This window comes from Brevundimonas subvibrioides, assembly GCF_027271155.1.
GTDB classification, from domain to species: domain Bacteria; phylum Pseudomonadota; class Alphaproteobacteria; order Caulobacterales; family Caulobacteraceae; genus Brevundimonas; species Brevundimonas subvibrioides_D.
Genome location: NZ_CP114542.1, coordinates 1,459,791 through 1,479,560, shown reverse-complemented (window position 1 = coordinate 1,479,560; position 19,770 = coordinate 1,459,791). Strand labels below are relative to the sequence as shown.

Annotated in this window: 19 protein-coding genes and 1 tRNA gene; 10 read left to right on the top strand and 10 right to left on the bottom strand. The window is 68.3% G+C overall.

What is annotated here, in order from left to right; translation table 11 throughout:
- Positions 1-29 precede the first annotated feature (29 nt).
- Positions 30-539, bottom strand: a complete 510-nt coding sequence (locus O3139_RS07420) for a hypothetical protein (protein WP_269516396.1) — start codon at positions 537-539, stop codon at positions 30-32.
- Between the two features lie 172 nt (positions 540-711).
- Between O3139_RS07420 and O3139_RS07415 the strand changes: the two genes are divergently transcribed.
- Both O3139_RS07415 and O3139_RS07410 read left to right on the top strand, forming a co-directional pair.
- Positions 712-828 carry a hypothetical protein gene (locus O3139_RS07415; protein WP_245162351.1) on the top strand — a complete coding sequence of 39 codons (117 nt, stop codon included), beginning with the start codon at positions 712-714 and terminating at the stop codon, positions 826-828.
- Between the two features lie 83 nt (positions 829-911).
- A complete protein-coding gene (locus O3139_RS07410) occupies positions 912-1,388 on the top strand; it encodes a hypothetical protein (protein WP_269516395.1) in 477 nt (158 codons plus the stop codon).
- Positions 1,389-1,398: 10 nt separating this feature from the next.
- On the opposite strand, the gene O3139_RS07405 is transcribed toward O3139_RS07410, so the two are convergent.
- From O3139_RS07405 to folK, 3 genes are all read right to left on the bottom strand, one after another.
- Entirely contained in the window at positions 1,399-3,585 is a 2,187-nt protein-coding gene (locus O3139_RS07405) for a RelA/SpoT family protein (RefSeq protein ID WP_269516394.1), read from the bottom strand.
- A gap of 95 nt (positions 3,586-3,680) precedes the next feature.
- The gene (gene rpoZ / locus O3139_RS07400; protein ID WP_209320979.1) at positions 3,681-4,040 is read right to left on the bottom strand and encodes a DNA-directed RNA polymerase subunit omega; all 360 of its coding nucleotides are present in this window, start codon (positions 4,038-4,040) and stop codon (positions 3,681-3,683) included.
- 347 nt (positions 4,041-4,387) lie between these two features.
- On the bottom strand, positions 4,388-4,957 hold the full coding sequence (gene folK / locus O3139_RS07395; RefSeq protein WP_269516393.1) for a 2-amino-4-hydroxy-6-hydroxymethyldihydropteridine diphosphokinase: 570 nt from the start codon (positions 4,955-4,957) through the stop codon (positions 4,388-4,390).
- On the opposite strand from folK, the gene O3139_RS07390 reads away from it, so the two are divergent.
- From O3139_RS07390 to O3139_RS07380, 3 genes are all read left to right on the top strand, one after another.
- Complete coding sequence (locus O3139_RS07390; RefSeq protein ID WP_269516392.1) at positions 4,956-5,498, top strand: NYN domain-containing protein; 543 nt, start codon at positions 4,956-4,958, stop codon at positions 5,496-5,498. The genes folK and O3139_RS07390 overlap by 2 nt on opposite strands.
- Positions 5,499-5,574: 76 nt before the next feature.
- Positions 5,575-6,249, top strand: a complete 675-nt coding sequence (locus O3139_RS07385; RefSeq protein ID WP_269516391.1) for a uracil-DNA glycosylase — start codon at positions 5,575-5,577, stop codon at positions 6,247-6,249.
- Positions 6,250-6,376: 127 nt separating this feature from the next.
- Positions 6,377-6,577, top strand: coding sequence for a hypothetical protein (locus O3139_RS07380; protein ID WP_269516389.1), 201 nt, complete (start codon positions 6,377-6,379; stop codon positions 6,575-6,577).
- 1 nt (position 6,578) lies between these two features.
- On the opposite strand, the gene smpB is transcribed toward O3139_RS07380, so the two are convergent.
- Positions 6,579-7,082: an SsrA-binding protein SmpB gene (gene smpB, locus O3139_RS07375; protein WP_269516387.1), complete on the bottom strand. Its 504-nt coding sequence runs from the start codon at positions 7,080-7,082 to the stop codon at positions 6,579-6,581.
- Positions 7,082-7,966: a 4-hydroxy-tetrahydrodipicolinate synthase gene (dapA, locus tag O3139_RS07370; RefSeq protein ID WP_269516385.1), complete on the bottom strand. Its 885-nt coding sequence runs from the start codon at positions 7,964-7,966 to the stop codon at positions 7,082-7,084. Before dapA ends, smpB begins: the two co-directional genes overlap by 1 nt.
- Before the next feature lie 113 nt (positions 7,967-8,079).
- Here dapA and O3139_RS07365 point away from each other — a divergent pair, with 113 nt between their 5' ends.
- On the top strand, positions 8,080-10,131 hold the full coding sequence (locus O3139_RS07365; RefSeq protein WP_269516384.1) for a transglycosylase SLT domain-containing protein: 2,052 nt from the start codon (positions 8,080-8,082) through the stop codon (positions 10,129-10,131).
- Positions 10,132-10,139: 8 nt separating this feature from the next.
- Here the strand turns inward: O3139_RS07365 and O3139_RS07360 are convergent, their stop codons facing one another.
- Positions 10,140-10,784, bottom strand: a complete 645-nt coding sequence (locus tag O3139_RS07360) for a TetR/AcrR family transcriptional regulator (protein ID WP_269516383.1) — start codon at positions 10,782-10,784, stop codon at positions 10,140-10,142.
- A 126-nt stretch (positions 10,785-10,910) separates the two neighbouring features.
- Here O3139_RS07360 and O3139_RS07355 point away from each other — a divergent pair, with 126 nt between their 5' ends.
- Genes O3139_RS07355 through O3139_RS07345 form a run of 3 tightly spaced genes read left to right on the top strand, consistent with a single transcriptional unit; the run spans position 10,911 to position 14,023 of the window.
- On the top strand, positions 10,911-12,311 hold the full coding sequence (locus tag O3139_RS07355; protein ID WP_269516382.1) for a glycosyltransferase family 2 protein: 1,401 nt from the start codon (positions 10,911-10,913) through the stop codon (positions 12,309-12,311).
- Positions 12,312-12,329: 18 nt separating this feature from the next.
- A complete protein-coding gene (locus tag O3139_RS07350) occupies positions 12,330-13,229 on the top strand; it encodes a class I SAM-dependent methyltransferase (protein ID WP_269516381.1) in 900 nt (299 codons plus the stop codon).
- Entirely contained in the window at positions 13,226-14,023 is a 798-nt protein-coding gene (locus tag O3139_RS07345) for a TrmH family RNA methyltransferase (RefSeq protein WP_269516380.1), read from the top strand. Before O3139_RS07350 ends, O3139_RS07345 begins: the two co-directional genes overlap by 4 nt.
- Before the next feature lies 1 nt (position 14,024).
- On the opposite strand, the gene O3139_RS07340 is transcribed toward O3139_RS07345, so the two are convergent.
- Positions 14,025-15,320, bottom strand: a complete 1,296-nt coding sequence (locus O3139_RS07340) for an MFS transporter (protein ID WP_269516379.1) — start codon at positions 15,318-15,320, stop codon at positions 14,025-14,027.
- A gap of 50 nt (positions 15,321-15,370) precedes the next feature.
- Positions 15,371-17,818: an ATP-dependent helicase HrpB gene (hrpB, locus tag O3139_RS07335; RefSeq protein WP_269516378.1), complete on the bottom strand. Its 2,448-nt coding sequence runs from the start codon at positions 17,816-17,818 to the stop codon at positions 15,371-15,373.
- Between the two features lie 146 nt (positions 17,819-17,964).
- On the opposite strand from hrpB, the gene O3139_RS07330 reads away from it, so the two are divergent.
- A complete protein-coding gene (locus O3139_RS07330) occupies positions 17,965-19,533 on the top strand; it encodes an amino acid permease (protein WP_269516377.1) in 1,569 nt (522 codons plus the stop codon).
- Between the two features lie 55 nt (positions 19,534-19,588).
- Here the strand turns inward: O3139_RS07330 and O3139_RS07325 are convergent.
- A tRNA-Leu gene (locus tag O3139_RS07325) sits at positions 19,589-19,673 on the bottom strand.
- Between the last annotated feature and the right edge of the window lie 97 nt (positions 19,674-19,770).

Below are 19,770 nucleotides of genomic sequence, written 5' to 3'. Positions count from 1 at the left end.
GAGTTTCCCGAACCACCCGTGTCATCGCCTTATCCCCAGATTGCGTGTTCTGTATATGTTCTATGTTGGCTTTTTGTTCTCGTCAAGTTCAGAATTTTGCAAACAAGGGAACCACGAAGTTGCCGGCGACGATCGCGACAACGATCCCTGACGCGATGAGAAGCTTGCGGCGCTCGTTGGCCCTGAACATCCGGATGTTGGATTGCGCAATGGCGGCCTGTTCGGCGGCGAGCCTGAGGGTTGACGGCGATGGCCCGTCCCTCTCGCGCCGCCCTCCACTGGCTCCGGCTTTCGAGAAAAAGACGCGTGAAGAATAGCCAGGCCAGAACGCCCGCCGCGAGGGCCAGCATGACCACATCAATCACCCAGCACGCGACCGGCAGGGACAGGCCGAGGGCGGACGCCGTGTCGACCGCAGCCGCCCTGTAGGTGGCGACCGGAGCGAGCAGCAGACCGTCGATATTGAGCAGGTCGCTGAGGGCGCTGATGATCGCGATCGGGGCCGTGATGACGGTCCAGACAATGGGCAGGACGCCCAAGATTGCCCTCGCAATTGAGCGCATCCTGGCCCCCAGTTACAAACTGGGAGATCGTTGTTCGCCAGATCGTTGCTCGTCAAGCCCACGCTTTCGGAGGACGGCGGGATCGACACAGGCTATGCTGTATTCGTCACGCCCGCCCTCCCGGCGGTGCCCGTCCGGAGTATCAGCCATGGCCAAGGGTCAAGTGAAGTCCAACAAGGAAGTCCGCAAACCCAAGGCAGAGAAGGCCAAGCCGGCCGTGTCGGTCGGCACCTCGCCCTTCACCCAGCCTCCCGGGAAGAAGTAGGCTTCCGGCCTGGGTGTCCCGGAAGTCGCGGCATTCGACCGACGTCCCCTTAGGCATCACAGCTTGACTGAAGCGCCAGCACGATGACCGAAACCTCGATGGGCAAAGCGGCTGTTTCTGTCGAGCGGAGCCGCGTGCAGAATCAGATGGCTTTGGCGACTGGCCTCTGGTTGTCGGGTTCGATGGCCATGGCTTGGTGCTGGGTGACGCCAGGCACGGTCTGGGGAAGCGGGATACCTGTTTTGATATCGGTTCTCGCAGCCGCGAGTTCGGCGATGCTGTTGATCTGCGGAGCAGCGGGATGGGCCTATCTTTACAGGTTCGTCGTTGGCGGTGCGGTCTTCTACGAGGCTGATGACAGACTCGTTTTTCTACATCCGCTGTTTTTTTCTGTCCGGCTGAGCGAATTGGTCGCCTGTAGGCTCCACACAGCAAGTCTGTATGAAAGTTACATCCTTATTCGCGCACGCGGGAAAAATCCGCGAAAGTTGAAGACTTACCTTCTGCGAGATCCGGTAGCTGCGTTTGCCTATCTAGATGAACTGACGGCCCTTCGATAGGACAGCGGCCCTACCCCCGCGACCGTTCGGCGGTGTCCACGCTGGGGTTGGCCCTCAGCGCGGCCATGATGCTGGTGGCGTGTTTGGCGTCGGCGACCTCGACGTCCAGATCGACGTCGAAGAAGTCCGACTGACGGTGGGCCATCTTCAGGTTCAGGATGTTGCCGCCGGCCTCGCCGATCACGGTGCAGACCTGGCCCAGGACACCGGGCGCGTTCTTGATGGTGGCGCGCAGGCGGGCCGTGCCGACCGCACCCTGTTCGGCCTGGGGCGTCCACTGCAGGTCATGCCAGACGCTGTCGTCGTCGGCATAGTCGGCCAGCTTCTGGCAGTCGATGACATGGACGGTCAGGCCCTGCTCGGGCTCCAGGATACCCACGATCCGGTCGCCGGGCACCGGGGTGCAACAGGCCCCGAAATGGATGCTGATTCCCGGCGTCAGGCCGCCGCCCCGCACGAACATGCGGGCCTTGTCGTCGGCGATCCTGCGGCGTTCCTGGCCGGTGTTCAGCGTGCCCTTCAGGGCCGGGAACAGCATCTCGACCACCTTGTTGGCGGGCAGACGGCCCCGGCCGATGGCGTCGAACAGATCCTCCTCGGTGCCGGTGGCCAAGGTCTCGACCGCGGACTTCAGCGACACCTCGGCCAGCGACTTGCCGACCCGACCCAGGGCCTGTTCCAGCGTCGTCTTGCCCAGCTTGTAGAACTCGTCGCGTTCCGAAGAGCGGATATGGCGGCGAATGGCCGACCGGGCGCGGCCCGTGACGGTCAGGCTGCGCCAGTCGGCCGGGGCCTCGCGCTTCTTGCCGCGGATGATCTCGACCACATCGCCGTTCTGCAGCGCCGTGCGCATCGGCTTCAGCTCGCCGTTGATCTTGACGCCCACGGCCGTGTCGCCGACCTCGGTGTGGACGGAATAGGCGAAGTCCAGCGCCATGCCCCCGCGCGGCAGGGTGATCAGCCGCCCCTTGGGCGTGAAGACGAAGACCTGATCCAGGTACATTTCCAGCTTGGCGTGCTCGACCCAGTCCTCGCCCCCCTCCCCGTGCTCGATCACCTGCACCAGGTGGCGCAGGTTCTGCAGCGGGTCGCGGCCGCCCTCGCGCTCCATCGCTTCCTGGTCGAAGCCATAGGACTTGTTCTTGTAGGCCCAGTGCGCCGCCACCCCGTCCTCGGCCACCCGGTCCATGGCCTCGGTGCGGATCTGCATCTCGATCCGCAGACCGGCGGGGCCGACCACCGTGGTGTGCAGCGAGCGATAGTTGTTCGACTTGGGGGTCGAGATGAAGTCCTTGAACCGCTCGGGCACCATCGGCCAGGCGCGGTGGATGACCCCCAGCGCGCGGTAGCAGTCGTCCTCGGCCTCGACCAGCACGCGGAAGCCATAGATGTCGGACAGGGCCGAGAAGCCCACGGACTTCCTCTGCAGCTTCCTCCAGATCGAATAGGGGGTCTTCTGGCGGCCATAGACGCGGGCCTTGATCCCCGCCTCGCTCAGCACCCGGTGGAATTCTTCGGCGACGGTCTCGGTGGCCCCGCCATGCTCCAGCTTCAGCGCCTCCAGCCGCCGCTCGATGGCGGTCCGGGCCGTGGGGTTCAGATGCTCGAACGCCAGCTCTTCCAGCTCCGACGCGATGGAGTGGATGCCAATCGACCGGCCGAGCGGCGCATAGACCTCCAGGGTTTCGCGGCTGATCCGCTCGCGCTTCTCGGGCTTGACGTATTTCAGCGTCCGCATGTTGTGCAGGCGGTCGGCCAGCTTCACCAGCAGGACGCGCACGTCCTTCGAGATCGCCAGGATGAACTTGCGCAGGTTCTCGGCCTGACGGGTGTGCTCGGCCTGCAGCTCCAGCCGGCTCAGCTTGGTCACCCCCTCGACCAGCACCGCGACCTCCTCGCCGAACATGAGGGCGATGTCGTCGCGGGTGGCCGAGGTGTCCTCGACCACGTCGTGCAGCAGGGCGGTGACGATGGTGGCGGTGTCCAGCCGGTAGTCGGTCAGGATGCCGGCGACCTGGATCGGATGGGCGAAATAGGGATCGCCCGAGGCCCGCAGCTGCGAGCCGTGCATCTTCATCGCATAGACATAGGCCCGGTTCAGCAGGGCCTCGTCGGCGGTGGGGTCATAGGCCTTGACCGCCTCGATCAGCTCGAACTGTCGCAGGACCGGAATGCGTTTCGCCGCCGGTGTTTCCACGGGCGGCGATACGACGTCATTGGCAATGGGGGTCGGCGGCGGGGTCGAACCGGACCGCGCCGGGAGGATGGTGATACCGTTGGCGGATTGGGCCGTCAGTACCGCTCCTCCTGCCCGCCGTCCCGGTCGCTCTGCAGGGCGCGGATCAGTTCGGCCTCGGCCATGTTCATGTGCTGCGGCTCGGCCAGCAGACCGACGATTTCCGCCTCGTCCTCGGCTTCCGTGCGCTCGTCCACGCGCTGCAGGGCGACCACGACGGTCTCCAGCAGGTCGGCGGGGACCACCGTCTCGTCGGCGATCTCGCGCAGGGCGACGACCGGGTTCTTGTCGTTGTCGCGATCGATGGTCAGCGGTGCGCCATTGGCGATCGCGCGGGCGCGGTTCCCGGCCAGCAGGACCAGGCCGAACCGGTTCGGCACCTTCTGGATGCAATCTTCGACAGTGACGCGAGCCATGAATTACCTCGGGCGGGGGGAGAACCGCGTTGCATACAGATGGAGAGGCGTTTGTGCAACGCCACAGGGGCCGATTTGGGGCGGGTCAGTCGCTTGGGTTCAGCTGATATGCTAGTCTCACCCATGCACGAAGTCCCTGACCCGATCGAAGAGCGCCTCAACGCCGCCTACCACGCCCGGGAAATTGACAAGGTCGTTGGCCCGCCAGACAGGAAACGTCCCGCATTCTGGAGTTTCGCGGCAACCCCAAGGCTGCCTACCTCGGAGAAAGCGCGAGGGCGATGGGTGTTGTTTCTGATCCTCGGCCTTCTGATCGTGTGGATAGTCGCGAGAGTTGTGCTTGGATTTTAGCCCAGTGAGCGGGCATCGACGCCCACTGTGGCCGTGATCGCCAGCGCCTTCGCCGTCTTCCCCACCCCCGGATGCACCCACGCCGCCGCGATCTCCGCCAGAGGCCCCATGACGAACCTGCGGTCCGCCGCGCGCGGGTGCGGCAGGATCAGGCCGTCGCGGTCCCCCTGCTCCCGCCCATAGGCGATCAGGTCCAGATCCAGCGTGCGGGGCGCGTTCGGCACCACCCGCCGCCGCCCGAAGGCTTCCTCGATCCGGCCCAGCGCCGCCATCAGGGCGTGGGGGTCGTGGGCGGTGCGGACCATCACCACGCCGTTCAGGAAGGGCGGGTCGGTCGGGTCGGGCCAGGCCTGCGACGCCCACCAGGACGACCGGGCGATCACATCGATGCCCTCGGACCGGAACCGGGCCAGGGCCGCCTCCAGCGCCTCGCGGCAGTCGGACCAGACCCCCTTGTCATTGCAGCCCAGGGCGACGATGACGGCATCGTCCAGGTTCCCGGGCCCGTCGATATTGACGAGGCCCGCATGGGTGTCTGCGACCGATGTTTCCGCAAGGGTTGCCATGACATCCTATCCGAACGACCGCCTCGTCGTCTTCATCGACGGAGCCAATCTGTATTCGGCGGCCAGGGCGCTGAACGCCGATCTCGATTTCCGGAAGATGCTGGACGGCTTTCGCCAGCAATCCCGCCTGATCCGCGCCTGTTATTACACGGCGGTGATCGAGGGCGAAGAGTTCTCGTCCATCCGGCCTCTGGTCGACTGGCTGGGCTACAACGGCTTTTCGGTCGTGACCAAGCCGGTCAAGCGGTTCACCGACGCCCAGGGTCATACAAAGACCAAGGGAAACATGGACATCGAGATCGCGGTCGACATGCTGGAGATGGCTCCGCACATGGACCACGCCATCCTGTTCTCGGGCGACGGCGACTTCCGCCGCGTGGTTCAGGCGGTGCAGGCGAAGGGCGTGCGGGTCACGGTCGTCTCCACCGTGAAGAGCCAGCCGCCGATGATCGCCGACGAGCTGAGGCGTCAGGCCGACGACTACATCGACCTGGCCGACCGGCTGGACGACTGGGGGCGGCCCCGCAGCGGCGGCCAGTAACGCGTGGCGCGTGGCGAGGAAGGCCGTCGCTCACTGAGCCTCGCCCTTCGGTCCTGAATTTGGGATGATCTCGACCATGACACTCGCCCCCCGCCACTCGCCACTCGCCCCTCCCGGCATCGCCGAACCGCCCCGCGACTGCCCCCTGTGCCCCCGGCTGGTCGCCTATCGCGAGGAGAACCGCCGCCAGAACGCCGACTGGTGGAACGGCCCGGCGCCGTCGTTCGGCGACCCGGACGCGCGGCTGCTGGTCGCGGGCCTCGCCCCCGGCCGGACCGGTGCCAACCGGACGGGCCGGCCCTTCACCGGCGACGGCGCGGGCGTGATTCTTTACGAGACGCTGATCCGGACCGGTTTCGCCACCGGCACCTATGACGCCCGGCCGGACGACGGCCTGACGCTGGTCGACTGCATGATCACCAACGCCGTCCGCTGCGCCCCGCCCCAGAACAAGCCCCTCCCGATCGAGGAGGCGACCTGTCGCCCGTTCCTCAAGGCCCGGCTGGACGCCCTGCCCCGGCTGAAGGTCATCGTCACCCTGGGCGACGTCTCGCGCCGCAGCGTGCTGAAGGCCATGGGCCATCCGGCCTCGGCCATGGCGTCGGGCCACGGCATGGAGGCCGGGATCGGCGGCTACGTCCTGCTGAACAGCTATCACTGCTCGCGCCTGAACACGAACACCGGCCGCCTGACGCCCGGGATGTTCGAGGCGATCTTCCGGCGCGCCAGGGCCCTGATCGACGGCCGCTGATTCACCTCGCCTGATCGGCGACTGTGGTTCGCCGGACACACGAATCAGGACCGTTCGGGTGTATGGAATCCGGGGGGAACAACCCCGCTCAGATTGCGTTGGATCCATGCCTTGGGAGGGGCAGACCATGCGTAACAAGCCTTCGCTTTTCACCGCGGCCGAACGCCGGATCGGCCTGCTGGCCCTGCTCGCGGCCGTCGTCCTGACCCTGACGATCATGGTGGCCGAGCGCGCCTTCGCGCCGTCGCTGGGAATCTACGGGACCAGCGCTCCGACGCTGTCCGCGCCGAACGTCGTCGACGCCCGACCGCTGAGCCGCGCCGCCTGATCTAGCCGCGGTCGCGCAGCAGCCGGGCCTTGTCTCTGGCCCAGTCGCGATCGGCCGAGGCCTCGCGCTTGTCGTGCAGCTTCTTGCCCTTGGCCAGGGCGATCTCCAGCTTCGCCTTGCCGTCGTCGTTCAGATACAGCTTCAGCGGAATGATCGTCTGGCCGTCCTTCTGGACCGCCCCGATCAGCCGGTCGATCTGCTTTCTGTGCAGCAACAGCTTCCGGGGCCGGCGCGGTTCGTGGTTGAACCGGTTGGCCTGCACATAGGGCGGGATGTCGGCGTTGATCAGCACGATCTCGCGCCCCTCCACCGCCGCATAGCTCTCGGCGATATTGGCCCGCCCCATCCGCAGCGCCTTGATCTCGGTGCCCAGCAGCATGATGCCGGCCTCGATATTGTCCTCGAGGAAATAGTCGAAGCGGGCACGGCGGTTCTCGGCGATCACCTTGGCCTTGGTGATCGGGGCCTTGGTCGCGGCGGCGGCCTTCTCCCTTGACGTCGCCATCAGCCGATCCCGGCCGCGGACAGGGCCGCATCGACGATCGCGCGCGCCTCGGCCGACGTGGGCACCAGAGGCAACCGTACCTCCTCGCCGCACAGCCCCAGCTTCGCCAGCGCATATTTCGTCGGCGACGGCGATGCATCGGCGAACAGACCCTTGTGAAGACCGATCAGCCGATCCTGCCACGAGCGGGCGGTCGCCAGGTCCCCGGCCTGAAGCGCGCCGTACAGCGCCACCATGGCGTCCGGCGCGACGTTCGACACCACCGAGATCACGCCGTGCCCGCCGTGGGCCAGATAGCCGAGGAAGCTGGCATCATCGCCCGAGATCAGGTCGAACTGGCCCGTGATATTGGCCCGCATCCAGCTGACCCGCCCCATGTCACCGGTCGCGTCCTTGATGCCGACGATGTTCGGATGGCCGGCCAGTTCGGCCACCGTCGAATCCGCCAGATCGACGCCCGTCCGGCCGGGCACATTGTACAGCAGCATCGGCAGCTGGACGGCATCGGCAATGGCCTCGAAATGCGCCTTCAGACCCGCCTGCGACGGCCGGTTGTAATAGGGGGTGACGACCAGGGCACCGTCGGCCCCGACGGTCTTGGCATGGCGCACCATCCCGATCGCCTTGTCGGTCGAGGACGATCCCGCGCCCGCGATCACCCGCACACGCCCGGCGGCGACGCGCACGCACAGCTCGACCACCTGCCGGTGCTCTTCCGATGACAGGCTCGCGCTTTCGCCCGTCGTGCCCATCGGCACGACGCCATGGACCCCGGCAGCGATCTGGCGTTCCAGCAGGGCCTCGAAAGCGGCTTCGTCCACGTTTCCGTCACGAAGTGGTGTGATCAGGGCGGTGATCACGCCCTTGAACAAGGGGGCGGTCATTGAAACAAGAATACCTTGCGTGGGGATGGGCGGCGGTCGCCTGAAACGAGACGCGAGAGGGTAGGTTGCCGGGGTCGAACCCGCAACCGGGATGAATGGGGATCGGACATATCATGCTTGCGACCACCCTGGCGGCCGTTCTGGCCGTTCTCGCGCCGATTCCACAGACCGCCGACCTGAACCGCCAGCCGCCCCAGGGCACACCCTCCGCCTCGAGCGACGCCTATCAGCCGGGCATCCTGAGCCAGGCCGACACGGCCCTGTTCCGCCAGGGTCTGGCCGCCGCCCGCGCCCGCGACGTGACCGGCGCGCGCAACGCCATCTCCGGCATCGGCGACGGCACGGCCAGAAAGCTGGTCGAATGGGCCCTGGTCGATACCTCCGCCGATCAGCTGTCCTTCACCGAATTGGCCCAGGACAAGACCGCCCTGGCTGGCTGGCCCCGGGCCGAGGGCCGGATCGCGGCGGGCGAACGGGCGCTGGACCGCGCCGGCGTGGGGGCCGACGCCGCCATCGCCTATTTCGCCTCGGACCGGCCCACCACCGTCGAGGGGGCCATCGCCCTGGCCGAGGCGCTGGACCAGCGCGGTCGCGGGGACGAAGCCCGCCTGTTGATCGAGGAATGGTGGCAGACCCAGTCCTTCGACGTGGCGAACCAGAGCCGCATCCTGGCCCGCTGGGGGTCCGCCCTGACACAGCGGGATCACGAGGCGCGGCTGAACATGCTGCTCGTCGGCCCGCACGGCCCGGCCACGCGGGCCATGATCGCCCTCGTCTCGCCCGAACGCCAGACCATCGCCAACGCCGTCCTGTCGCTGCGCAGCGCCTATGGCGGCGATGCGATCGTGGCCAACCTGTCGCCGTCGCAGGCGAGGGATTCCAATGTGGTGCTGGAGCGGGTCCGCATCCTGCGCGCGGCCGGTCGCCAGAGCGAGGGCTTCCCCCTTCTGTCGGCCCTGCCCCCCTCGCCGCTGAATTCGGATGCCCAGGCTACGCTGTGGTCCGAGCGCCGCAACTATTTCCTCGATGCCCTTGAGCGCCGCGAATGGCGCGCCGCCTACGACGCCATGGCGGGACACGGCTTCCCGTCCGGCGAAAAGAAGGTCGATGCGGAGTTCTTCGCCGGCTGGGTCGCCCTGACCAAACTCGGCGATCCGGCGACCGCCGCCCGCCATTTCGAGACCCTGCGCCAGTCCTCACAGACCCCGATCACCCAGGGCCGCGCCCTGTACTGGCTGGGCCGCGCGGCCGAGGCCCGGGGCGATCAGGCAGGGGCCCGGACCTTCTACCAGGAGGGGGCCCGTCACATTCAGACCTTCTACGGCCAGCTGGCCGCCGAGAAGGCCGGGATCACGACCCTGACCCTGCCCGCCGATCCCGTCATCACCCGGAACGACGCGGCCGCCTTCGAGGCCAACGAGGTCGTCCGCGCGGCCCGCATCCTGGGCGAGACCGGCGAGATGAGCCTGTTCCGGGTCTTCGCCTACCAGCTGGACGACACCCTGCCCGGCGTGACCGATCTGGCCCAGTTGATGGACCTGTCGCGCGGCTATGGCGACGGGTTCGGGGCCATGATGGTCGGCCGGACCGCCAGCCAGCGCGGCTATCTGATGCCGGAGCGCCAGTATCCGATCCGCATCCCGCCGGTCGTGGCCGGGGCCGCCCCGCTGGAGTTCACCCTGGCCATCACGCGTCAGGAATCCAGCTTCGACCCCCGCGCGCGCTCAGGCGCCGACGCCCGCGGCATGATGCAGTTCCTGCCCTCGACCGCCTCGGGGGTCGCCCGGCGTCTGGGCATGCCCTGGTCGTCCGAGCGGCTGTGGGACCCCGACTACAACATGACCCTGGGCAGCTATCACCTCGGTGAGCTGATGAGCCAGTTTTCGGGCTCCATGCTGCTGACCACCGTCGGCTACAATGCCGGCCCTGCCCGGCCGCTGCAGTGGACGGCGCGGTGCGGTGATCCGCGCGGCGGCGTCGCCGGGGGCGGCGTGGACCCGACCGACTTCATCGAGTGCGCCCCCTTCACCGAGACGCGCAACTACATGATGCGGGTGATGGAAAACATGTCGGTCTACAAGGCCCGGCTGAACGGCGGCTCCGCCCCCCTGACCCTCTCGCGCGACATCGCGGCGGGCTACAACGGGCCGCGACCGTATCAATAGGTCGGCCCTCAGGGCCTCAGCAGGCCCGCGATCAGCGCATCGATCATCGACCGTGACAGGGCCTCGCGGCCGACCCAGTCGAAATAGGGCTTGGTGATCATCAGGGACACAACGCCGTGCGCGCCCGCCCAGAGCGTCTGGGCCGCAGTGCGCGGATCGCCCCTCAGATGCCCCTGTTCGGCCATGTCGCCGACCACCGCCTCGAACGCACGATAGAGCTCTCCGCCCAGGTTCTGGGCCGCCGTCTGCGCGCCGTCGCGTGCCTCGACCGGGCGGGTCAGATAGGTCAGGCGATAGGCATTGGGATTGTCGAACCCGAAGGCGACATAGGCTTCGAGCAGCCGCCGCAGACGCTGGTCCGGCGGTCCGGGCTCGTCCATCACCGCCTGGTTCATGGCCTGAAGGCGCGCGAACGCGACGCGACAGATCTCGTGCAGGATCTCCGACTTCTCGGAAAAATGCATATAGAGCGCCGTCGACGACAGGCCGACCTCATCGGCGATCCGCCGGATCGTGGCCCCCTCGTAGCCGACCTCCACGAAGATGCGTTCGGCCGCTTCCAGGATTTCGGCACGCCGGGCATGGCCCTCGCCCTTGGGCTTGCGCGCGCCCTTGACCGGCACCGCTGAAGACATCGTCGGCAGTTCCGGCACGCGACCAACTCCATCCACGGCGCGACGCCGCCGTGCTGGAATAGCGGCAATCCCGTCGTCATGCCAACGCCTTGCCCGACACAGGGCTGCCGCCTAGGACTGTCGGGCAACTTGCGGTTGGGGGCCGTGGAGAGGTTGGCGCGCCACTTCGACGAATGGGCAAGCCGTCGGAGCCTGACCTGGCCACAGGCGGGATTCCTGCTGGCGGCCCTGGTGGCTGCCGGTGCCGGAATGCGACTGGCCCCTGACACGACCGGGGCCATCCTGATCCGCAGTGCGCAAGTGGCCTTCGTGTCCGTGGCCCTCTGGCGGATCATGCTGATCGCGGTGCCACGACCTCGACCAGGCACCGTGGCGCGGGGGCCGGACCTTCCCCGCTACACCATACTGGTGGCCCTGCTGGATGAGGCATCGGTGATCGACCAGCTGGTCGAACGCCTGTCAAGGATCGACTATCCCCCGGATCGACTGGAGGCCTTCCTGTTGCTGGAGGCTCACGACCAGGAGACCATCGACGCGGCCTGGCACGCCGACCGCCCGGCCTGGATGTCGATCGTGATCGCGCCACCCGGCCATCCCCGCACCAAGCCCCGCGCCCTGAACGTCGGCCTGGCCGCCGCGACCGGCGAGCTGGTGACGGTCTATGATGCCGAGGACGATCCCGATCCGCTTCAGCTCCGCGAGGCCGCGGCGCGTTTCGCCGCCGACGCATCTGGCACCCTGTCCGCCCTTCAGGCGCCGTTGCGCATCCGGACCGCGACGCGGACCCGTACGCCCTTCCTGGATCGCCAGTTCGCCATCGAATATGCCAGCCTGTTCGAGGTCACCCTGCCGGCCATGACCTGGCTGGGGCTGCCGTATCCGATGGGCGGGACCAGCAATCACTTCCGGGCGTCGTGGCTGCGCGCCGTCGGCGGCTGGGATGCACACAATGTGACCGAGGATGCCGACCTGGGCTTTCGCCTGTGGCGGGCCGGTGGCACCCTGGGGGTCATCCGGCGCCCGACCCATGAGCCCCCGCCCGGAGGTCTGGGTGCCTGGCTGCCACAGCGGACGCGATGGCTGAAGGGATACATGCAGACCTGCGGCGTTCACACCCGTTCGCTGCACACCCTTGGATGGCGGGGGGCCCTGGCCCTGCTGATGACCATCGGGGCATCGCTGGCGGCTGCGGCCGTGCACGCGATCTCCGTGACCTGGGTCGCGGCCCTGGTGCTGGTCGCGGTCGCGGCCGGGCTGGAGCCTCGCGCGTCTCTGGCGTCCCTGGGGGTCCTCAGCCTCGGCACCGTGGCCGCCTGGAGCAGCGCCTGGCTCGGGACCCGGCGGGCCGGTCTGCCCTGTCGCCTCGCCGACCTCGCCCGGGCACCGCTCTACTGGTCCCTGCTGACCCTGGCCTTCGCCCATGCCTTTGCCCGGTTGTTCTATGAGCCCTTCGCCTGGAACAAGACGCGGCACCTGCCGGACGCCATCGATCTGTCAGTCGCAGCCAACGACGGGCCCGCGACGGCTGGACGCCAGGCCGCCTGACGGCATAAGGCCTGATCCATGCCCCCCGTTTTCGCGCCCGAGCCCCAGACGCTGCTGACCCATGGCTGGTCCGACTATGCGCTGCTTGATTCCGGAGAGGGCCGGAAGCTGGAACGATACGGACCCCACACGGTCGTCCGGCCCGAGCCCCAGTGCTTCTGGCTGCCGCGCGATCCGACCGCCTTCGACCGCGCCGACGCCCTCTTCGACCCGCAGGCGCAGGACGAGGATGACGACGGGCGCTGGCGGTTCGCGGGCAAGGCCATCGACACCTTCCCCCTGTCGTGGCGCGAGGTGAGGTTCACGGGCCGCTTCACCCCGTTCCGGCACCTGGCCTTCTTTCCCGAGCAGGCCGCGAACTGGGAATGGCTGGACGGCCGAGTGCGGGCCCGCGCCCGGCCGAAGATCCTGAACCTGTTCGGCTATACCGGCGTCGCCAGCCTGGCCTGCGCCGCGGCGGGTGCCGAGGTCACCCACGTCGACGCCTCCAAAAAGTCGGTCGCCTGGGCGCGCGAGAATGCAGATCTCTCCGGCCTGTCCGACCACCCGATCCGCTGGATCGTCGAGGACTCCCGGAAATGGGTGGCGCGCGAGGTCCGGCGGGGCTCTCGCTATGACGGCATCATCCTCGACCCGCCGAAATACGGACGGGGACCGACGGGCGAGGTCTGGCGGCTGTTCGAGGACATGCCGGCCCTGCTGAAGGACTGCGCGGCCCTGCTGACCGACGACGCGGACTTCCTGCTGCTGAACGCCTATGCCGCGCGGGTCTCGGGCCTGTCGCTGGCGCATCTGATGCGGGAGGCGACCGCGAACCGCGCCGGCCGCATCGACTGGGGCGAACTGGCCCTGTCCGAGGACGGCCCGGACGCCCGCGCCATTGGCCTGTCCTTCTTCGCCCGGTGGAGCGCGTCGTGACGGAACGCCTCGTCACCTCCCTGACCAATGACACGGTCAAGGCCGTCCGCGCCCTGCATATGCGCAAGGAACGCGAAGCCACGGGCCAGTTCCTCGCCGAGGGCCTGAAGTTCATCGGCGAGGCGCTGGATCAGGGCCGCGCGCCCCGTCTGCTGATGGTCGGCATGGAGGCGCGGCCCCATCCGCTGCTGGACCGCGCGAAGGCCGCGACGCTGGAGGCCGGCGGCGAGATCGTCACCGTCACCCACCCCATCCTCGAAAAGATCAGCCGCCGCGAGAACCCGCAAACCGTGCTGGGCGTCTTCGACCAGGCCTATGCCCGGCTGGACCAGATCGACCCCGCATCGGCCGCCTGCTGGATCGCGCTGGAGCAGGTCCGTGATCCCGGCAATCTCGGCACCATCATCCGCACGGCGGACGCGGCCGGGTGCGGCGGCGTCATCCTGATCGGCGACTGCGTCGATCCCTTTTCCGTGGAGGCCGTCCGGGCCACCATGGGCAGCGTCTTTGCCGTCGCCATCGTCCGCTGCACGGCCGAGGCCTTTCTGGCCTGGCGGACGACCTGGCCCGGCAGCGTGGTCGGCACCCGGCTGGATGCCAGCGTCGGCTACCGCGACGCGGCCCTTGCATCGCCGACCCTGATCCTGATGGGCAACGAGCAGGCGGGGCTGACCGACGGCCTCGCCGCCGCCTGCGACGTCAATGTGAAGATCCCGATGCGCGGACGGGCCGACAGTCTGAACCTGGCCATCGCCACCGGCATCATGGCCTATGCGGTGACCGACGCGGTCTGAGTCAGTCCTCGACCTTCAGCCGCGACATGCCGATCAGGGCCACGATGGTCACCACGGCCGATCCCGCCAGATACAGGCCCACGGCCGGCACACCGAAGGTACTGGCCAGAAAGGTCGCAACGGACGGAGCCATCGACGCTCCTGCAATGCCCGCCAGGTTGAACGCCATCGACGCCCCGGTATAGCGCACCGCCGCCCGGAACGGCCGCGCCATGGTCGCGCTGAGCGGCCCGTAGGTCGCCCCCATCAGAGCGAACCCGATCGAAAAGAAGACCAGCAGCCCGGTCAGTCCTCCCGAGAACAGCGGCGCGATCAGAAACCCGAACAGGGCGATCCCGATCGAGGCCGCAACCAGCACCTTGATCTGACCGAACGCATCGGCCGCCAGCGCAGAAATCGGGATGAAGGCCCCGAAGAAGACCACCCCGACCAGCTGGATCGGCAGGATGTCGGCACGGGTGAAGCCCAGGGTCGTCGTCGCCCAGCTGAGCGCGAATACCGTCATCAGATAGAACAGCAGAAAGGTCGTGGTGGCCCCCAGCGTCCCCAGCACCAGAGCGCCCTTGTAGCGGGCCAGCAGGGTCAGGATGGGGGCCTTGACCCGCTCGGCCCGCTCGATCACCCGGCTGAACTCCGGTGTCTCGGTGATCCGCAGCCGGACCCACAGGCCGACGATAACCAGGATCGCACTGGCCAGGAACGGCGCCCGCCATCCCCAATCCAGAAAGGCCTGATCGCTCATCGTCGACGTCAGGACGATGAAGGCCCCGGTCGACAGGATGAAGCCGATCGGCGCACCCAGTTGCGGGAACATCCCGAACCACGCCTTGCGCCCCGGCGGGGCGTTCTCGGTCGCCAGCAGGACCGCGCCGCCCCACTCGCCGCCCAGACCCAGACCCTGACCGAACCGGCACAGGGCCAGCAGCATCGGGGCCACGACGCCGACCTGTGCATAGGTCGGCAACAGGCCGATGGCGATGGTCGACAGTCCCATGGTCATCAGGGCCGCGACCAGGGTCGCCTTCCGCCCGATCCGGTCCCCGAAATGTCCGAACACCACCGCCCCGACCGGCCGCGCAAAGAAGGCCAGCGCAAAGGTGGCGAACGACTGCAGCTGCGCCGTCAGCGGATCGCCGCCCGGAAAGAACAGGGCCGGAAACACCAGCACGGCGGCGGTCGCATAGATGTAGAAATCGAAGAACTCGATCGTCGTGCCGATCAGGCTGGCGAACAGGACGCGCCGGGTCGAGGCGGGACTGGGCGCGATCAGCAGGTCAGGTGCGGGCAAGGTCGGCATCCCCATGTCGATGACCACCGATGCGTCGGCCGGGCCCGGCGGTCAAGCGGTCAGGTCCCGCGTGGCTTGACCCGGTTGGTCGGCGGCGCCTCGGCGGGGTTCTCCGGCCAGGGATGGCGCGGATAGCGGCCGCGCATTTCGGCGCGCACATCCTTCCACGACCCGCTCCAGAAGCCCGGCAGATCCTGCGTCAGCTGCAGCGGCCGCCGTGCCGGCGACAGCAGGGCCAGCGTCAGCGGCACCCGGCCCCCGCCGACGACTGGATGATCCCGGACGCCGAACAGCTCCTGCACCCGGATATCCACGCGCGGCCCGCCGTGAGCCGCATAGTCGATCGCCGCCGACCCCAGGGGCGTAACAAGGCGCGCCGGGGCCAGGGCATCAAGGTCCCGGTGCCGGTCCCACGGCACGAGGCTGAGCAGGGCCTGTGCGAGGGCGTCGTCCGGGAGGGTGTCGAGGGCCTGAGCCGTGTCCAGCAGGGGCCACAGCCAGGTCTCGCGCGCCGCGGTCAGCCCGTCGTCGGATACGTCGGGCCAGTCCTCGTCCAGCCCCCTCAGAAAGGCCAGGCGGTCGCGCAGGGCGGTCGCCCGCTCGCCCCATCGCAGGCCCGCCAGCCCCTGCTGATCCACCTCGGCGCGCAGGGCGGCGGTGATCGCCGCGCGGTCGGCCGGTCCGATGACCCGCTCGTCGACCACAATGGCCCCCAGCCGCCGGATGCGCCGCACGACCCGACGCCCCGACGGCTCGCGCGCCAGCCGATCCTCCACCATCATCCGCCCCTCCAGCGTCGCGGGATCGAGAGGGGCCGCCAGCCGGATCCGGTCCCGGGCATCGCCGCCGCCCAGATCGGCGACCGCCAGCCAGGGCTCTGCGGCCAGAACATCGGTGGCGTCCAGAAACGCGCCCCGGCCCGAAGCCAGCAGCACCTCGCCCGGCCTGCCCCGCGCCCGCGCGACCCGCTCGGGGAAGGCCTCGGCCAGCAGGGTGCCGACGTCGATGCCGTCGCCCCTCGTCTCGCCGCCGCCCGGGGCCGCCCGCGCCCATTGATCGGCCAGCTTGCGCGCGTCATGGGCCCGGGCGCTTCGGTCGCGGTCGAAGCCGCGCAGCCGCTCGCGCAGGTCCGTGTCGTTGCCGCCCAGCCCCGGCTCGCTCAGCACGGCTGCGATGCGTGCCCCCAGCATCGCCTCCTCCGCATCGGCCGCCATCGCGACCAGGTGCGCCAGCCGCGGCGTCAACGGCATCCGGGTCAGCCGCTGCCCGTGCGCCGTCAGCCCGCCCGCCCCGTCCAGCGCACCCAGTCGCGTCAGCACCGCCCGCGCCTCAGCCATCGCGCCCTTCGGCGGCGCATCCAGCAGGGCCAGACCGTCCGTGGACCGTGCCCCCCAGCGCGCCAGATCCAGCGCCAGTCCCGTCAGGTCCGCCTCCAGAATCTCCGGCCGCTGGTGCGGCACCAGCCCCCGCGTCGCCTCCTCGTCCCACAGGCGATAACAGACCCCCGGCTGCGTGCGTCCCGCCCGCCCCCGGCGCTGCTCGGCCGAGGACCGGCTGACCCGCACGGTCACCAGCCGGGTCAGGCCGCTGGACGGCTCGAACCGGGGCACGCGGGACACCCCGCTGTCGACGACAACTCGCACGCCTTCGATGGTCAGGCTGGTCTCGGCCACGGACGTCGCCAGCACGACCTTGCGCCGGCCCGGCGGCGAGGTCTGGATGGCCCGGTCCTGGGCGTCCTTCTCCATCGCCCCGAACAGCGGAACGATATCGACCGACGGATCGCGCAGCCGCTCGGCGATCCGCTGCGCCGTCCGATGGATCTCGCCCTGCCCCGGCAGGAAGGCCAGCACCGAACCGGACTGATCGCCCAGCGCCGTCAGACAGGCCCGCGCCGTCGCGTCCTCGACCCGCTCGACCGGATTGCGGCCCAGATACAGGGTCTCGACCGGATAGGCCCGCCCTTCCGCCTCGATCACGGGTGCAGGCATCCCGTCCGCACCGGCCAGCAGCCGCGAAATCCCCGCGATGTCCAGCGTCGCCGACATGACCAGGATCTTCAGGTCCTCCCGCAGCACCCCCTGACTGTCGCGCGCCAGCGCCAGGCCCAGGTCGGCGTCCAGACTGCGTTCGTGGAACTCGTCGAAGATGACGCAGGCCACACCGTCGAGGCCGGGATCATCGAGGATCATCCGGGTGAAGACCCCTTCGGTGACCACCTCGATCCGGGTGCGCGGCCCGATCCGGCTCTGCAGCCGCGTGCGATAGCCGACGACCTCTCCGGTCGCCTGCCCCAGCGTCGCCGCCATCCGCTCCGCCGCCGCCCGCGCCGCGAGCCGACGCGGCTCCAGCACCAGGATGCGCCCGTCGCCGCGCCAGGGCGCGTCCAGCAAAGCGAGTGGGACGACCGTCGTCTTGCCCGCGCCCGGCGGTGCCCCCAGCACGACGGCCGGATGGGCGGCCACCGCGGCCTTCAGATCGTCCAGAATGGCGTGGATCGGCAACATCGGGAGCGCTCTAGCGGCAACGGCGGTGTTCACGAAAGCGTCGTCACGCAGTCACGGGATCGATAGCGCGTTGCGCAAGGCCATTTCCATGGTTAGCGTCGGCGCAAACCGGCAGGGGTCCGGGATAATCGTATTAGGGGAATTTCATGTGGCGCATTAAGTCGCTCGACGCGATTCTAGCCACGGCCGAGAAGAAATCACTTCATCGGTCGCTCGGTCCAGTCCAGCTGACGCTTCTGGGCATCGGCGCCATCATCGGCACGGGCATCTTCGTTCTGACGGCCGCTGCGTCGCAAAAGGCCGGTCCGGGCATGGCGATCAGCTTCGTGATCGCCGGGGCCGTCTGCGCCGTCGCCGCGCTCTGCTACTCCGAACTGGCGGCCATGGCCCCGGTTTCGGGCTCCGCCTACACCTATACCTATGCCGTCATGGGCGAGCTTCTGGCCTGGTGCGTCGGCTGGGCGCTGATCCTCGAATACGCCGTGGCGGCCTCGGCCGTGTCTGTGGGGTGGTCCGGATATGTCCTTGGCCTGCTCGAGAACGGGCTTGGCGTAGACTGGCCCGACCTTCTCCAGGCCGGCCCGACCTGGTCGATGAACGGCTTCATCCCGACGCCGGACTTTTCGGCCGGCATCATCAACATCCCCGCCATCATCGTGGCCCTGGGCGTGACCTTCCTGCTGATGCTGGGCACGACGGAGTCGGCGCGCGTCAACGCCGTGCTGGTGGTGGTCAAGGTCGTCGCCCTGACGGCCTTCATCGTCATCACCCTGCCGCTGATGAAGTCCGAGAACTTCACCCCGTTCGCGCCCAACGGCCTGTTCGGCAGCTCCTCGGGCATGGGCATCGTCGGGGCCGCAGCCTCGATCTTCTTCGCCTATGTCGGCTTCGATGCGGTCTCGACCGCCGCCGAGGAAACCAAGAACCCGCAACGCAACGTGCCCATCGGCCTGATCGGCTCACTGGCCATCTGCACCATCTTCTATCTGCTGGTGGCCGTCGGTGCGATCGGCGCCATCGGGGCCCAGCCCGTGGTCGGCCCGGCCGGCGAAGCGGTCCAGCCCGGATCGCCCGCCTTCGTTGCCGCCTGTGCCCTGGCCGAGAACGCCAACAAGCTGGTCTGCTCCAACGAGGCGCTGGCCCACGTCCTGCGTGAGGTCAACTTCCCGCTGGTCGGCAACGCCCTCGGCACGGCTGCCCTCCTGGCCCTGCCCTCGGTCATCCTGATGATGATCTATGGCCAGACGCGCATCTTCTTCGTGATGGCGCGCGACGGCCTGCTGCCGGAAGGCCTGACCAAGATCCACTCCAAGTGGAAGACGCCCTACATCGTGACCGCCTTCACCGGCATCGCGGTGGCCATCGCGGCGGCCCTGTTCCCGGTCGGTCAGCTGGCCGACATCTCGAACTCGGGCACCCTGTTCGCCTTCTTCATGGTGTCGCTGGCGGTCATGATCCTGCGGGTCAAGGAGCCCAACCGGAAGCGTCCGTTCCGCACGCCGCTGATCTGGCTGTTCGCGCCGCTCTCGGCCGCGGGCTGCGCCTTCCTGTTCTGGAACCTGCCGCACGACGCCAAGATGGTGCTGCCGATCTGGGGCGGCATCGGCCTGGTGATCTACTTCCTGTATGGCTATCGCAAGAGCCACGTCGGGCGCGGTCTGAGCGACATCCACGAGCAGGATGCCGACATTCCACCGCCTCCCGCGACGACCTGATCTACGGATCACCCAAGGACGAAAGGCCCGGGAGCGATCCCGGGCCTTTTGTTTTTGGTGCGGATGAGAGGACTCGAACCTCCACATCTTGCGATGCCAGAACCTAAATCTGGTGCGTCTACCAGTTTCGCCACATCCGCACTGGGCGGTGGGTTTAGGGGCAAGCGATCGCGGCCACAACCGCACAATTGGAAACGCAGCCTTAACCTTGATCGACCACGGTCAGGCATCGTTGTC